Annotated in this window: 16 protein-coding genes; 4 read left to right on the top strand and 12 right to left on the bottom strand. The window is 52.9% G+C overall.

Annotated features, from left to right (window positions below):
- Positions 1–42 precede the first annotated feature (42 nt).
- From PRZ02_RS01530 to PRZ02_RS01515, 4 genes are read right to left on the bottom strand one after another with little or no spacing between them, the layout of a single operon-like run.
- A complete protein-coding gene (locus PRZ02_RS01530) occupies positions 43–300 on the bottom strand; it encodes a hypothetical protein (RefSeq protein WP_449464090.1) in 258 nt (85 codons plus the stop codon).
- Positions 297–776 (bottom strand): hypothetical protein, encoded by a 480-nt coding sequence (locus PRZ02_RS01525; protein ID WP_449464089.1) that lies wholly within the window; start codon positions 774–776, stop codon positions 297–299. The genes PRZ02_RS01530 and PRZ02_RS01525 overlap by 4 nt, the downstream gene beginning before the upstream one ends.
- Positions 773–1,192, bottom strand: coding sequence for an RNA-binding domain-containing protein (locus tag PRZ02_RS01520; RefSeq protein ID WP_449464088.1), 420 nt, complete (start codon positions 1,190–1,192; stop codon positions 773–775). The genes PRZ02_RS01525 and PRZ02_RS01520 overlap by 4 nt, the downstream gene beginning before the upstream one ends.
- Positions 1,193–1,221: 29 nt before the next feature.
- Positions 1,222–1,800: a TATA-box-binding protein gene (locus tag PRZ02_RS01515; protein WP_449464087.1), complete on the bottom strand. Its 579-nt coding sequence runs from the start codon at positions 1,798–1,800 to the stop codon at positions 1,222–1,224.
- A gap of 99 nt (positions 1,801–1,899) precedes the next feature.
- On the opposite strand from PRZ02_RS01515, the gene PRZ02_RS01510 reads away from it, so the two are divergent.
- Together PRZ02_RS01510 and PRZ02_RS01505 are read left to right on the top strand one after the other, a co-directional pair.
- The gene (locus tag PRZ02_RS01510) at positions 1,900–2,541 is read left to right on the top strand and encodes an HAD family hydrolase (protein WP_449464086.1); all 642 of its coding nucleotides are present in this window, start codon (positions 1,900–1,902) and stop codon (positions 2,539–2,541) included.
- A 170-nt stretch (positions 2,542–2,711) separates the two neighbouring features.
- The gene (locus PRZ02_RS01505) at positions 2,712–3,767 is read left to right on the top strand and encodes an ABC transporter ATP-binding protein (protein WP_449464085.1); all 1,056 of its coding nucleotides are present in this window, start codon (positions 2,712–2,714) and stop codon (positions 3,765–3,767) included.
- Here the strand turns inward: PRZ02_RS01505 and PRZ02_RS01500 are convergent.
- Together PRZ02_RS01500 and PRZ02_RS01495 are read right to left on the bottom strand one after the other, a co-directional pair.
- The gene (locus PRZ02_RS01500; protein ID WP_449464084.1) at positions 3,757–5,550 is read right to left on the bottom strand and encodes an ABC transporter permease; all 1,794 of its coding nucleotides are present in this window, start codon (positions 5,548–5,550) and stop codon (positions 3,757–3,759) included. The two genes, PRZ02_RS01505 and PRZ02_RS01500, sit on opposite strands and share 11 nt — an antisense overlap.
- A gap of 13 nt (positions 5,551–5,563) precedes the next feature.
- The gene (locus PRZ02_RS01495) at positions 5,564–6,946 is read right to left on the bottom strand and encodes an extracellular solute-binding protein (protein ID WP_449464083.1); all 1,383 of its coding nucleotides are present in this window, start codon (positions 6,944–6,946) and stop codon (positions 5,564–5,566) included.
- A gap of 129 nt (positions 6,947–7,075) precedes the next feature.
- Here PRZ02_RS01495 and PRZ02_RS01490 point away from each other — a divergent pair, with 129 nt between their 5' ends.
- Positions 7,076–7,969, top strand: coding sequence for a tRNA (adenine-N1)-methyltransferase (locus tag PRZ02_RS01490; RefSeq protein WP_449464082.1), 894 nt, complete (start codon positions 7,076–7,078; stop codon positions 7,967–7,969).
- Positions 7,970–8,141: 172 nt separating this feature from the next.
- A complete protein-coding gene (locus tag PRZ02_RS01485) occupies positions 8,142–10,298 on the top strand; it encodes a CDC48 family AAA ATPase (RefSeq protein ID WP_449464081.1) in 2,157 nt (718 codons plus the stop codon).
- Here PRZ02_RS01485 and PRZ02_RS01480 read toward each other — a convergent pair.
- The 6 genes from PRZ02_RS01480 to PRZ02_RS01455 all read right to left on the bottom strand — a co-directional run bounded on the left by PRZ02_RS01480 (position 10,287) and on the right by PRZ02_RS01455 (position 14,847).
- The gene (locus PRZ02_RS01480; RefSeq protein ID WP_449464080.1) at positions 10,287–10,847 is read right to left on the bottom strand and encodes a Snf7 family protein; all 561 of its coding nucleotides are present in this window, start codon (positions 10,845–10,847) and stop codon (positions 10,287–10,289) included. The two genes, PRZ02_RS01485 and PRZ02_RS01480, sit on opposite strands and share 12 nt — an antisense overlap.
- A 56-nt stretch (positions 10,848–10,903) precedes the next feature.
- Positions 10,904–11,812, bottom strand: coding sequence for a thiamine pyrophosphate-dependent enzyme (locus PRZ02_RS01475; protein ID WP_449464079.1), 909 nt, complete (start codon positions 11,810–11,812; stop codon positions 10,904–10,906).
- 6 nt (positions 11,813–11,818) lie between these two features.
- Complete coding sequence (gene porA / locus PRZ02_RS01470; protein ID WP_449464078.1) at positions 11,819–13,024, bottom strand: pyruvate ferredoxin oxidoreductase; 1,206 nt, start codon at positions 13,022–13,024, stop codon at positions 11,819–11,821.
- Position 13,025: 1 nt separating this feature from the next.
- Positions 13,026–13,334 carry a 4Fe-4S binding protein gene (locus tag PRZ02_RS01465; protein ID WP_449464077.1) on the bottom strand — a complete coding sequence of 103 codons (309 nt, stop codon included), beginning with the start codon at positions 13,332–13,334 and terminating at the stop codon, positions 13,026–13,028.
- Positions 13,335–13,883 carry a 2-oxoacid:acceptor oxidoreductase family protein gene (locus PRZ02_RS01460; RefSeq protein WP_449464076.1) on the bottom strand — a complete coding sequence of 183 codons (549 nt, stop codon included), beginning with the start codon at positions 13,881–13,883 and terminating at the stop codon, positions 13,335–13,337.
- Between the two features lie 106 nt (positions 13,884–13,989).
- On the bottom strand, positions 13,990–14,847 hold the full coding sequence (locus PRZ02_RS01455) for a cytidylate kinase-like family protein (protein WP_449464075.1): 858 nt from the start codon (positions 14,845–14,847) through the stop codon (positions 13,990–13,992).
- Between the last annotated feature and the right edge of the window lie 73 nt (positions 14,848–14,920).

Here is a 14,920-nt window from a genome sequence, read left to right as displayed (position 1 = left end):
CATGGGACGGCGTCTTCATGCCCACTTTACTTTGACGGGCTCTTATAAGCCCATCGCGCTTTTAAGCAACTTGCGCACGCTTCCGCTCACCAATACTATGTCGTTGCCCGTAAGAAAGTTCGCGGCCCTAAAGACCTGCATCCCAGCGTTTCTCACCCTCACCACGGACACCTTGTCTTTTCTGTAAACTACCTTAGGCGACGCCTGCCAGTATCCCACTTGGCCGAAGTAATCCTTAAGCACCTTGACCGTTTCGTCGGGATCGCCTTGCATTAGCAGATAGCGCTTCTTATCCCTCACGGTGGCCACCTCGTTATCGAATTAAGCGCCCTGCGCTCGTCCATTCCCAGTACCTTCACAAGAAATGCCAAAAGATCTCTTGGATCTCTTACGTCCTCCGGCCTAGCTGGCCCAACCGTGAAGAGGAACTTAGTTCCTGGATTTCTCTCGATTAACCTCGAAAGAGGTAAGTAATTGGTCGCGTAATCCTTGAGGTTTACGAGAACTGCACCCTCACTTGGCTTCACGTTCAAGCGCCGCGCGCGGGTGCTGATCGTGTAAACGTCAGCCTTACCCTTGCCGAGCGGAAGCTCGATGACCTCATCATTAAAGCCCCGACCCTTCACCAAAATCATCACACCCAAGCGCTTGGCAAGCGCAAGGTCGTCATCGCTAACAGCTCCTCTCCTGGCCAGCGCTAGTCGATATCCCTTCTTCTTGAGCGTGATGATCAGGTCCATTCCTCCAGCCCTCAGGTCTGGTTCAATGGCCTTCAAGGTTTTTCGCCCAGTGAAGCAGCAAAGAACCCCTTAGACCCGCCCTTCTCCGCTTTACCTCCTGCCACGATCACCAGCTTGATCGTGTTATCTCCACTTCCCACCAATATCCTACCCCTGACCAGTTCCTGCTTATCTATCCTCACGTAAAGCTTCCAGCCCTCAAGTCTTAAGTCAAGATCTTCTAACAGTTTTTTCTTGTTTTCTGGATCAGATGTTACCTTCTCGAAGAGGAGCTCCGCAGGCTTGCCTTCCTGCCTTACCTTCATAAGGGTTATGGGCTCCCCGTAAACCCCTTCCAAGTTCTCCTCCGCTATCCTTTCGCTCCCTGTCAAAAACGAAAGAGCAGCCCTCAGTTTTTCCGGGTCTTCCGTAGCATGACAGAGGGCGCTTACCTCGACCTGCTTAACGCGCAATTCGGGTCAGGCACAACCAGGCACAAGAGTTAAGAACCCTCTTGCTTAGGCGCTCCCTTTGACATAAGCACCCCTATCTCCTTAAGCCTCTTATATATCTTCTCAACTGCCTTGTACACGTCTTCCTCGCTTCTCGCACCAGTGCACACCATCTTTCCGGATCCAAATATCAATAGCACGACCTTGGGATCGCTCATCCTATAGATGAGCCCAGAGAACTGCTCGGGCTCGTAAAGCACGTTCTCAAGCTGAAGCCCCGCCTTCTCAAGGTTCACCTCGGACATCAGGTTTGCGCTTGCCACCACGTTTTGGATAAAGACCTCCGGTTTTCCTTTTATCTCGATGCCTTTTTCCCTCAGCGTCTTTACGATCTCGTCAACGGCCTCGTAAACGCCAGCGGAGCTCTTGGCACCAGTGCACACCATCTTTCCGGATGAAAATATGAGCGTCGCGGTCTTTGGCTTCGACAGCCTGAACAGCAGGCCAGGAAACCTCTTTGGATCGTAGTCAACTCCAGGTATGGCTCTAGCTATCTGATAGAGGTCGATGGTCTCGCGGAGCGATACCGAGGCGACCACGTTTTCTATCCTTATGGAAAACTCTTCCATATTTTCTCCTATATTACTTATCTACTTATATATAAATTAGGGCCTTACGCCACTCGAAACTCCGCAGGCTTATTTGCTCCCCGTGCGCGTTTTCTAACTTTGATAAAGGCCATAGTTTTTGACATGGACGGCACGTTGGTTGACTCCAAAGATGCGGTCGTAACTCAGCTCACCGATTACTCGCTCAAGATAGGAAGGCAGCCTCTTCCGCGCGATCAGCTAGTAAAGCTCATAGGAAGGACCGACCGTGACATAGCGCGCACCCTTGTGGGAGATGATGAAGACCTCATAGAAAGGACGATCGCCTGGTTCAACGAAAGCCATGAGATCTACTATGGAAGGCTCGCAAGGCTGTTCCCAGGAGTAGAGCAATGCCTTCAGCTCTTAAGAAAGAAAGGCTATAGGCTTGGAATCGCAAGCAACGCGACCGCGGAAATAGTTAGGCGGTTCATTAAGTGGTCTGGGCTGGGAAACCTCATTGAGGCAACGGCCACGGCCGACCAAGTGCCGGGAAAGCCAGCTCCCGACATGATACTGAAGCTGACGCGGGAGTTCGGAGCTCAACCCTCGGAGGTGGTTTACGTGGGTGATACCGTGATCGACGTTATGGCGGGCAGAGCGGCGGGCACTATAGTTGCTGCCGTATCGTGCGGGGTGGATCCCATCGACGAGCTCGAGTACGCCAAGCCTGACCTTTTGCTTCCCCTTGCCTCATGGCTATGCCGCGCGCTGCGGCTTTAGCCGGCAAGCAACCGCCTCCATTGGAAATCAACTGTACGCGCTCTCCCCTCATCATTATAAGTTAAAACGCGTTTGCCAACGCAAAAACAAGTTCACGCCCATCCATGATGCGGGATTCTTTATCTAAGCCTTAAGTGCCAAATGGTTAAAAGCAGCCTAGGATTGAAATCATGCCATCGGTTAGGCTAGAAAAAGTGAGCAAGAGCTTTGGAAAGAACCGCGTGCTTAAGGAAGTCGACCTCGAGGTCAGGGATGGTGAGTTCATGGTCTTGCTGGGTCCCTCTGGATCGGGTAAGACCACGACCCTTAGGATCGTAGCCGGACTTGAAATACAGGATTCTGGTCACGTCTACATAGGAGACAAGCTGGTTGACTCGCTTCCTCCGCGCGAGAGAAACGTGGCCATGGTTTTTCAGAACTACGCCCTTTATCCTCACAAGACGGTTTATGAGAACATAGCCATGCCTCTGATGGCAAAGAAGGTCATCCCAAGCGAGGCAGACAAGAAGATCAAAGGAGTAGCTGAAACCCTTGGGATTTCAGACCTTCTCGACAGGTATCCCAGGCAGCTCTCCGGCGGTCAACAGCAGAGGGTGGCGCTTGCCCGTGCTCTGGTAAAGGAACCAGACGTTTTCCTTATGGATGAGCCGCTGTCTAACCTTGACGCCAAGCTTAGGGTTTCAGCCAGAACCTTCCTCAAGTCACTTCAAAGAAGACTTGGGATAACTACGATTTACGTGACCCATGATCAAGCGGAGGCAATGGCCATGGCCGACAGGATAGCTCTGATATCGGATGGCGTCGTGCAGCAGTTGGGCACTCCACCTGAGCTTTACTTCAGGCCAGTTAACGAGTTCGTGGCGGGCTTCCTGGGCAGCCCTCCCATAAATATGATGAGGGCCTTTGCCAAAGGAGGCATAGTTGAGGCTCCTGGGTTCTCGTGGAATGTAGGGGGGCTTAACGCGGAGGGTGAGGTAATTGCTGGGATAAGGCCCGAGGACGTTACTGTGAACGAGGGCGAAACCGTGGGCAAGGTCAAAGTCGTTGAGCCCCTCGGTTCCGAAACGATAGTCACGCTTGAGGTTGCCGGCAACACGCTCGTGGCAAGAATGCTTGGCAACGCTGACGTAAAGGAGGGAAGTGAGCTCAGGATATCCGTGGATTCGTCGAAGCTACTCCTGTTTAAGGGCGGAAAAAGGATATGGCCGCCGCGAGCTAGCCCTTGACCGATCCAAACCAGAGTCCCTTTATTATGTACTTCTGAAGAACTACCGAAATCACTATCACGGGAAGGGCTACTATTATACCCGCGGCACTGAGCAACGCGTAGTTAGTTACCTGACCGCTGCCAAAGCTAAGACCCTCGGCTACGAAGACGGTAGCGGTTTCGGTTCCGGTGGGTGGAAAGTTGAACGCGTAAGCACTTGATCCAATCGTGACAGCAAACATGAACTCGCTGTAGCTGGCTATTATAGCGAAGAAGGCCGCAACAGCCAGCGCTGGCCTAATTATCGGAAGTACCACGTCGAAGAAAGAACCTATTCTCGACTTCCCATCAACTTGAGCAGCCTCATCTATTTCCTTTGGTAAATCGTTGTAAAAACCTACCAGTATCCAAACTGAAAGCGGGAGCGTGAATACCGGGTAGATCATCATGAGCGCCCACCACGTGTTAAGTAGGTCAAGCTTAGCCATGAGGGAGTAAAGGGGTACCAAGTAAATTATTGAGGGTACCGTGTAAAGGTAGAGCGCCCAAGAAAGCAACTTCGTCCCTCCGAGCTTATACCTGGCTATGGCGTACGCCGCGGGGGCAGCTATGAGTATGGTGGCCGCAGCCACGACCGGTGCTATCACGAAGCTGCTCAGGAGATAAGGCGCGCCTTGCTCAAGAGCTGTAAGGTAGTTCTTAAGGCCAAGAAGGGGCCTACTGGGAAGCATGGTAACGACGACACCAGAAGCATGAAGCGACGTGATCACCGTCCAAACTATGGGGAAAAAGGAGAAAGTCCCTAGAACCGCCAGCACGACGTACGCCAGTGCCAACGAGAGCTTGCCCGGGATGTTAAAATCGAAGTGGGGCAAAGCGTAACGGCTTTGCCCCGCACGTGAGCTTGAGCTTCCTCCGCTCAAGCCAAGCCTTTCCCTTAGGCCCACCGCGCGAATAAAGAGCAGAGATAAAACCGTGGATATGACAGCCAGCACGGTTACCATGGCCATCGCTTCCCCTTGGTAGCCCCTCACGAAGGCGTTGGAGTAAGCGTAGTAAGCCAAAACCGCGTTGTAGGGGTTGAAACCACCTGAGTTGAACACGAAAACCACGTCAAAAGTTCTGAAGGCGGTTATCATGCTCATCAAAACCGTGACTATTATGGCGGGCTTTATCATGGGCAAGGTTACCTGCGTTAACTTTTGCCACGTTGAGAACCCGTCGACCTCAGCCGCTTCCCTTAATTGTGGCGGAACTGACTGCAAACCCGCAAGGATGAGTAGAAAGGAAAAGGGAACGGTCTGCCAAATCACCACAAGGGAGAGAGCCCACAGCTCGTACGACGGGTTCGAAAGCCATCCAATGGTCCCAATTCCCAGGAACCTGAGTAAAAAGTCAAGCGGACCCACGAATGGGTCGTAAATTATCTCCCAAACCACGGCCGCGACCACGGCTGGAAGCAGCATGGGAGACACCAAAAGCGACGTTACCAGCGCTTTTCCTTTCCTTATCCTCTCGACCCCCAACGATAAAAGTAACCCGAGTCCCACATCGGCCACCGTTACCACGACCACAAATATCAAAGTGTTCGCGAAGATCTCCTTGAAAAAGGGATCGCTCACCATCTCCACGAAGTTCTTTAACCCCACAAATCCCTCAAAGCCAAAAAAAGGGCTTATCCTAGAGAAGGAAAACAAGATCGACTGAACTATGGGATATAAAGTGAAGATCACCAAGTAAACCACGAAGGGAAGCGCCAAAAGAAGCGGAGCAAACCTCTCTGGTTGCCTTATATTGGACAAAAAAATCCCCTCTTTAAGATTGCACTGCTTGCTCCCACTGGCTTGCGGCCTGCGCAAGCAGAGGGTAAGCCTGCCCTTTGCCAGTTATATATTGATATATGGCGTTGTTGATCACTGGCATGAGCTTTGTGGAGGTTATGGGCAACGTTGGTGGGTTTGCGTAAGCCGTGGCGACGGCCTTGACGTAGAACCCGAACTCTGTCGCATGCGTGGCGTTGGACGAGATTATGGAAATGGCCCCCAGCTCGCTTGGAGGAAAACCTCCCTCGTAGTAGAGCTTGGCCGCCTCTTTATCGCTAGTCAGAAATTCCAGAAAAGCCCAAGCCTGCGCCTTGTGCTTTGAGTACTTGGCTATCCCTAAGAACGATCCACCGGCCTCGGAATACCCTCCCGGTAAAAGCGCCATGCCCACCTTTCCCGCTATGGCCGGATACTTGGACGGGTTATTGAAATTATCGTAAAAGCCTGACCAAGCCAGATCCATTGCATACTCTCCCGTTCCAAACAGGGACTGAAGGTGCGAGTAGTCCACAGTTAAGATGGTCGGCGATGGCTCATAGCTTATGAGCTCCTTGATGGTCTCCAGGGCCTTAACCCCATCGGGCCCAGCAAAGGAGGGCTGAAGGGATTTCGTGAAGAGCACGTTGTATCCCGGCAGGCCTCCTGCGGTACCGCCATTCAACGTGGAGTTTCTCGAATACCACCAGTAAAACACGGCAGGAAAGGTGTCAATAAGTCCATGAGCTACGTTGTCGTCGACTATCATGCCGTACTTAGTTATGTTATGGGATGTCACGAACTTATCTGCCCATATCACTTCGGTCCAATTCGTCCAGTCGTTGGGATTGAAGGGAACCCCGTAGTCCGCTTGGAACTCCCTCGCGTAAGTCGCGTTGTCAAAAATGTCGGTCCTGTAAAAAAGCACCAAGAGGCTCGTGTCTATGGGCAATCCTATTATCTCGGTCTTGCCCGCGCTCTGGTTGTAGTACTCCCCTCCGAAGGAGAGCAACGCGGGAGACAGGTCAGAGACGTTGTAATGACTGCTGTTTATCAGCGAGTTCAGCGGATAAACGTAGGGAGCAAGCGCGCCTGACATCGTTGGACTCCAGGTAAATATGTCGTAACTCGAGGAATTTCCTTGACTTTCGGCAACGATCTCCTTCTCCTCGACATTGGAGAAAGTCGTCACCACGAAGTTGAAGTGGACATTCGGGTAAAGCTTCTCGTACTGTTGCGCCGCCATCTCAACCGTTTGCTGGTTCCAACCGCCCACGACGACCACGGTCAGCGTAACCCCACGGCCACGCGCCGTGTAGAAGTAAACCGAGACCCCAGCGGCTATGATAACGAGAAGGGCTATGAGAGAAGCCATGAGCTTACTTATGCCCTTTTTCATGCATACCCTGATCGATCTGCCACCTTTTTATAAGAGTATTTTTACAAGTTCATGTCGCATTTGGCAGCCGCTCTCCCACGCTTTCACCAAACCAGTGCCCCTTATTAATTCCCTGGTCTAATTCCCAAGTTGATTGCTGACGGCGATTGGGTGCTGCTTTACCTCAACGATAGAGTGAGGTTTGTGGTAAAGGTTTCACAGGGGCTTAAGTTTCACACGCACAAGGGCTTCGTTCTCGGAAGCGATATAATTGGCAAGGAATTCGGCGACACGGTAAGGACTTCAGGAGGGATCGACCTGGCGCTATTGCGGCCAACCATGAGGGATTTCATAAGGAAATTCTCAAGGGCCTCTCAGATAATTTATCCAAAGGACGCCGCAATCATAATAGGTTACCTTGACGTGGCACCTGGCTTCACGGTACTTGAGGGAGGAGTCGGCTCAGGGGCGCTTACCGCGGCACTGGCACGGGCCGTCGGTGCCGAAGGAAAGGTCATAGGCTACGACCTCAGAGAGGAGGCCTTAGAAACCGCCAGGAAAAACCTTGAAATGTTGGGTTTGAACAACGTAGAGCTGAGGGTAGGAGACGTCAGCACTTATACCGGAGACCCTGTTGACGCGATCATGCTTGACGTCCCCTCGCCTTGGGAAATGGTCTCGTGGACAAAATCAACCATGAAGCCATCGTCTATCTGTGCCTGCCTTTGCCCAACGTACAACCAAGTCGAGAAAACGGTGCTTACCCTAAGGGAAGTCGGTTTCGTTGACGTGCAAGCCCTTGAGATCTTGGAGAGGAGGATCAAGGTCGCGGAGAACGCCACAAGGCCCGAGAACCTCGGGCTATCCCATACTGCCTTCCTCGTTTTCGCTCGCTCCACCAGGCTTACCTTTAGGTTTGAGGAGCTCGGCCACCGCGATCGTGAGCGCGAGACCCACGAGGAATCCGAGGAAAGCCCCGCCGACTATGAAGAGGGAAGCAAGAGCCTTATCGCAACAGATCTTAACGGCGAGCTCCCTGGCTAAGATTATGCCGGCAAACACCAGAAAACCCATGCTTATCGCACACCCTGTGGTTCCCGCGTAGAACTTCGTAAGCGCGTCCACTGCGATTACAAGGCGCATGGGAACATAAGCTTTGTTAGTTAGCCTCCACACCGTTCGTGTTAAAGCTTATCCGCCACCGGCCATTTTACTTATGAGCGAAAAAAGCGTGCTTCTCACGGTCCAGGAGGCCATGGCACGGGATGTTGGACGCATGATAGCTAGGATCGGCTCCAAGACCATGGCTGCGTTGGGAGCAAGGGTGGGAGACTACGTCTCCATAAAGGGAAACAAGACGGCGTACGCGACCGTGTGGCCTGCGGCTCCCCAGGATGAGGGAACCGACATCATCAGAATAGACGGAATAATAAGGGAAAACGCCGGCGCATCCATAGGCGACCTAGTCGAGGTGAAGCGCGTTGAGCTCAGGCCACTGACCAGGCTTTCGCTAGCCCCGACTGAGCAAATAGCCTTCGGCGCGGACTTCAGGGCGCTTGTAGCGGCAACCCTACAGGGCAAGCCCGTGGCGCCTGGTAACCTAGTAATCGTACCGGTTATGGGTCAGGCCATAAGGCTTTATGCCACGGCCGCGATCCCAGCGAACGGCGGCATAGTGGTGGATTCAACCGAGATAATGATATCGTCAGAGGCAGTATCAATGCCGTCCGCCGCCGCGCCAATGATAACTTACGAAGACATCGGCGACATGGAAGATGCCAAACAGAAGGTAAGAGAGATCGTTGAACTCCCGCTTAAGCACCCAGAGCTCTTCAAGCACTTGGGAATCGACCCTCCAAAGGGCATCCTCCTCTATGGCCCTCCCGGTACCGGAAAGACCCTGCTGGCCCGCGCCATAGCTAACGAGACAAACTCCAACTTCTTCACGATCAACGGACCTGAGATCATGAGCAAGTTCTATGGAGAATCGGAGGAAAGGCTAAGGGAAATATTCAACAAGGCCGAGGCAAGGCCACCATCAATAATATTCATAGATGAGATAGACGCCATAGCCCCAAGGAGAGAGGACGTAAGCGGAGAAGTTGAGAAAAGGGTGGTGGCGCAGTTGTTGACGTCCATGGATGGCCTGAAGAGTAGAGGCAACGTTATAGTTATAGGTGCCACTAACAGGATAGATGCCGTAGATCCAGCCCTCCGCAGGCCTGGGCGCTTTGACAGGGAAATCGAGACGGGGATACCCGACGCGAAGGGAAGGAGAGACATCCTTCAAGTCCACACAAGAAACATGCCGCTGGCAGATGACGTCAACTTGGACCAACTTGCCGAGATAACCCACGGTTTCACAGGAGCTGATCTGTCCAACTTGGTTAAGGAGGCAGCCATGAGCGCGCTCAGGAGGGTCCTCCCATCACTAAACCTGAAGGAGGGCATGATACCCACCGAAGTGCTCTCAAAGATAAAGGTTCAGAACTCGGATTTTGAGACCGCCCTCAGAATGATACAGCCTTCGGCGCTAAGGGAGTTCTACGTAGAGGTCCCTGAAGCGCACTGGGAGGACGTTGGAGGCCTCGATGAAGTCAAGCAAAGGCTGAAGGAGGCGGTAGAATGGCCGCTGAAGCATCCAGATTACTTCCAAAGCATGGGCATACAGCCCGTTAAGGGTGTTCTTCTTTATGGCCCTCCTGGAACCGGTAAAACGCTGCTCGCGAAGGTAGTCGCGACGGAAAGCGAGGCAAACTTCATAAGCGTGAAGGGCCCTGAGGTCCTAAACAAGTGGGTAGGAGAAAGCGAGAGGGCCATCAGGGACATATTCAGGAAGGCAAGGCAGAGCGCGCCCTGCGTCATCTTCTTCGATGAACTAGACGCCATAGCACCCGTGAGAGGTCAGTCATTCGACAGCGGAGTCACAGAAAGGATAGTTAACCAGCTTCTTTCCGAGATGGATGGCATATCCCCGCTGAAGAACGTGGTGGTCATGGGTGCTACTAACAGGGCAGACATACTCGATCCAGCCCTTCTCAGGCCTGGGCGCTTTGACCAGATAATCTACGTGCCGCCCCCAGACCAGAAGGCTCGCCTCGAGATACTTAAGATACACACGAAACGCGTCCCCCTTGCCGACGACGTGAGCTTGGAGAAGTTGGCCGCCATGACGGAGGGGTACTCAGGAGCAGATCTCTATGCGCTGGTAAGGCAGAGCGCCATAATAAGGCTGAGAAAAGAGAACAAACCCTCGAAGGTGACCATGGAGGACTTCACCGAAGCCATGAACGAAATAAGGCCAAGCATAACCAGAGACCAGCTCCTATCCTACGAGAAGGAAAACAAGAGGCTTCAGGGCCTAATAGTTTGATCGCTTTTTGTTTGCAACCGCGCTTGGAGGCTCGGGGAAGCCCTCCTTTACCCTGCTTTCTGCTAGGGCCTCCGCTTCCTTCATGATATCCTCCGCATCGGAAGACAGTGCCTGTCCCGCAACGGGCGACGCCACGACCTCCGCTTCCGACATTATGGACTCAACCTCTTCCTCTATCGAGGACATCTCCTCGGAGGCCTCCGGCATGACCTCTGACAGAGGGGCTATGACTTTCTTTATGACGTTGTAAGACGAGCCCAAGCTAGCTGCCAAGTCACCTATGTCAAGCGCGGTTTCAAGCCTTAGCGATACCCTTTCCAGCGCGATTTCCGAGGAGAAGATCACCTTTGCCGCCTTTCTAACTTCAGCTGCCTCGTTCGCGTAAACGGTCGCTTTTTCCTTGTCCCCTGAGGCCAGCGAGTCGGTGGCCTTACTTATGAGCTCCTTCTCCCTGACCTCCATTTTGTACTCCTCTCTCTTTAGCTTCTCTATCTGCGTGTGAAGCCTTATTATGACCTTTTGCAGCTTCTCCCTAAGGTGCTCTCTCATAAATGGATGATGAGAATCCGGCTATAACCGTTACTGAAAAAGTAAAAAGAAAAAAGTCATCCTACTGGGCCAAGCCCGAAGCGCTGCGCGAGCTGATCAGCGTAACTCTGTATTACCTTGATCCTCTCTGGCGAAAGCCCTCTGAACCTACCCTGCACTTTCAAGTACTCTTCGACCGGCTTCCTCTTCGGTACGGGCACGGTGAGCTTCACGACCCCGTGATCAACCTCATACAGAGGCCAAAGGCCCGTCTGCACCGCAAGTCTAGTCACCTCGACCGATATCTTTGAGTCGTGCCTCCATCCGAGGTTGCAGTCGGATATGACGTGCAAGAACGATGGGCCGTCGGCATCCAGCGCCTTCTTCACCTTGTTGGCTAAGTCAAGAATGTAGGCAGGAGAGCCGGTGGCAGCGTAAGGTATGTGATGCGCAGTTACTATTCCCATCATGTCCTTCTTCATTTCCGGCTTGCCTTCCCAACTCGTGGTCGTCCACGCTCCGTAAGGCGTGGAGCTGCTCCTCTGTATGCCGGTGTTCATGTAGGCCTCGTTGTCGTAAAGCAGGTAGGTGACCCTATCACCCCTTTCCAGCATGCCGCTTAAGGACTGAAGCCCGATGTCCGCAGTGCCTCCGTCACCGGCAACAACGAGCACTCTGGGATCCTCCTTGAACTCGCCGTACTTTTCCCTTAGTATGTCTAGCGCGGCCCTAACGCCCGAAGCCGTGGCAGCCGAGTTCTCAAAGGCGTTGTGTATCCAAGGGACCCTCCAAGCCGTGTAGGGAAGGTAAGTTGTGGTGACCTCGACGCAACCCGTCGCGTTCACCACTATGACGTTCTTACCGGCAACCCTACCAACTATGTTGAGTATGGTTCCAGCTCCGCATCCGGCGCAAAGCGCATGACCTGGTGCAAGTATGCCTTCCGTGGTCGGTATGTCCTTAATGGTTCTATACAGCTCGGTCATCTCAAATCACCCCCTCAACGCTGGATAGGAAATCCTGTACGGGATGTTCCCATCCACAGCAGTCTTTATCTCTTGGAACATCTGCTCGAAGTCGCTGAGCTTCATGTCCCTTCCTCCTATCCCAGACACAAAGCTTACGACGCTCGTCGGCAGCTGTCTTGCTTGAGCTAGCGAGGTTATCACGTCTTGGTAAAGCGAGGGCGCGCTGGATCCCATGGGCATGGACCTGTCCAGCACCCCAACCCCTTTCACGCCGGCCAGGGCATCCACGACCTGAGATCTCGGGAACGGCCTGAACAGCCTTATCCTTAGGACCCCAACCTTCATTCCAGCGGCCCTCAGCCTGTCAGCCTCTTCCTTCGCAGTACCGCTCACGGATCCCATGGTTACTAGGACGTAGTCAGCGTCCTCGGTCTTGTACTTCTCGACCATGCTGTAGGAGCGACCAAAGTGCGCCGCGAAGTCCTTGTCCATCTCATCTATCACGGGAAGGGATTGCTCGATGGCCCTTTCCTGCCTGTACTTTATCTCGAAGTAGTAATCTGGAGGGGCAAGGGTGCCCATGGACACCGGCTTGGCCGGGTCGAGCCTAACAGTGGCCTTTCTCCTGGGCAAGTACTTGTCCACGTCCTCCTGGAAGGGAAGCGTTATGGGCTCGTACTCATGGCTTAATATGTAGCCGTCCAAGCCCACCATGACGGGCAACGAAACCCTTGGATCTTCCGCTATCTTGAAGGCCTCAAGCGTCGTGTCGAAGGCCTCTTGAACGGTCTCAGAGTAAAGCTGTATCCATCCGGATTCCCTCTCAGCCATCGCGTCGCTCAGGTCATTCCATATGTTGATCGGAGCCGACAGCGCCCTATTTGCTACCGCCATCACTATGGGCAGCCTCAGCGATGACGTTATGTAGACTACCTCATGCATGAGCGCGAGGCCCTGAGATGCGGTGCTTGTAAACACGCGCGCTCCTGCCGCAGAGGCCCCAAGCGCAGCGCTCATGGCTGAGTGCTCTGACTCAACGGGTATGAACTTCGCCTTGAGCTCCCCGTTGGCTATCATGTGCTCCAAGGTCTCAACTATTATGGTCTGAGGCGTTATTGGATAAGCCGATACCACGTCGATGTTAGCCATCTTTGCTGCTTCAGCTACGGCCTGGTCGCCGCTCAGTATCGTCTTTGTCCCTCTTTTCTCGTCAAGTACTGTGGTCGACATCTTACTTCTCCTCCTCTATGTGAGTTATGGCCTTCGCAGGGCACTCGTTCTCGCAAACGAGGCATCCCTTGCAAAAGTCATAATCTATGTCGTACTCGTAGTTATGCTTTCCGACCTGAGCCTCTTTCCTGGTTATAACCGAGTCAGGACAAACCAACAGGCATATCCTACAATCAATGCACTTGGCCTGATCTATTATGGGCCTATACGTCCTCCACCCTCCAGTCTTGTTTAGTACAATCGAGTTTGGCGGGTTAAACACGGTCCCCGCATCAGTTACCTCCTGCCAAGTGGGAAGTTGATTTGACATTTACTCGATCACCTTGACTTGCTCGTACCCAGCTTTTACAGCTTCCGCATTGGGCTCAGCAACGTTGGGGAATCTCATCTTGACCTGATCGATGATTGAATCCAACTTGACGCCGTCGATGAACTTAGCGGCCGCTCCAAGCATCGTCGTGTTCGTTATGTTGGCCTTCAGGTACTTAAGCGCGATCGACGTGGCGTCGACCACGGCGACCTTTCCCTGGAATCCGGTGGCCTTCCTTATCTCATCGATGCTTCTCGTGGTGTTTATGACCATGAGGCCATCTGGCTTCAAGCCTGCCGCGGGCTTAACGGCAAAGAGAAGAGTCGGATCTAGAACTATCACCATATCCGGCTCGTAAACTTGGTTCCGGTTCCTTATAAACTGCTTGTCAATCCTGGTGAAGGCCAAGACAGGAGCACCCGTCCTCTCTGCGCCAAAGCTCGGAAAAGCCTGAGCGTAAAGGCCGTTGGAGACGGCGGCCTTCGCAAGCAATTCGGCTGCGGTTACCGCCCCTTGCCCACCTCTTCCGTGCCATCTTATCTCTATCATAAAAACGTACATATGGTGGCGAATAAGTTTAACCCTTTGATGTGGAAAAGGGGAGCCCACGGAAACATTAATATAAATATTTATTGTTATGAAAAAATATTTATGTCTATTCCGCCCGCCTCACGGTCACGCGCTGTCCTTTGTAGTATCCCTCGCTCATGAGCTTTTGCGAGAGCCTTACGTACCCTTTTCCCTCGTCTTCGTGCTTTGCGCTGGCTACCTTCGCTTTCTTGCTGACCCTGACTATTCCCCAGGTTGAGCTCTCTATTATTACCTCGTCTCCTGGCTTTACTCCCAGCGTGTTCCTCTGTATGGTATCAAGAGCTATTAGGTAGTCGCCGTTTACCTCTGGCCCCAGGGGCGCGCCAATGAGCACCCTTATTTCGTCCGCCCTCTGCGTGGTCTCCGCCAGCCCGACGCCCATGATCTTGTCTTTCTCCTCAAAGAGGTCAACAATTATGTCGGCGATCCTATCCCACGCGCTCCACGCGGCCGTGTTTATCACCACGTCGTAAATCGTGGGATCGTCTGCGTTGACCTTGCTCTCCCTTTCGGCCACTGACCTCCTTGCCTCGTCGTCTGCTTTGACAGCCTCTTCCGCTTCTTCCCTTGATATCTTCCTGTAGTCCGCAACGTGAAGAACCCTTATATCATAAGGCGCCACAAGACGAACCTTCAGAGTGGCTGGCTCAAGCAGAAACAGGAAGGCCGCCCTTCCCTCGACAATAACGTTCTGCACCTTCATCCTGTCCCTTATGACTGACGCCACTATCTGGTTTACGTCTATCTCACCTGAAGACGCCTCGGCACTTATCTCTGCCATGCTCCTCTCGCTGGAAACGACCATCGTCTTGATTGCCTGTTCATAGTTCCAAACCTCGTAGTTAAGCCTCTTAGCCAGTGCCTCACCGATCTCTGTCGCTCCAGCTCCCAGATCGGCTGCCAAAAGAATAATTTTTCCCAATTCACCCGATATGCGAGCATAACTTATAAACCTTTTCACTTTAGTTTAAATTTAGACTATGTGCCGCCTTTAA

The sequence above is a fragment of the Tardisphaera saccharovorans genome, assembly GCF_046635845.1.
Taxonomy (GTDB): Archaea; Thermoproteota; Thermoprotei_A; order Marsarchaeales; family UBA168; genus UBA168.
Note: the sequence above shows the minus strand (reverse complement) of the source record. Positions and strands in the feature narration are given on the sequence as shown.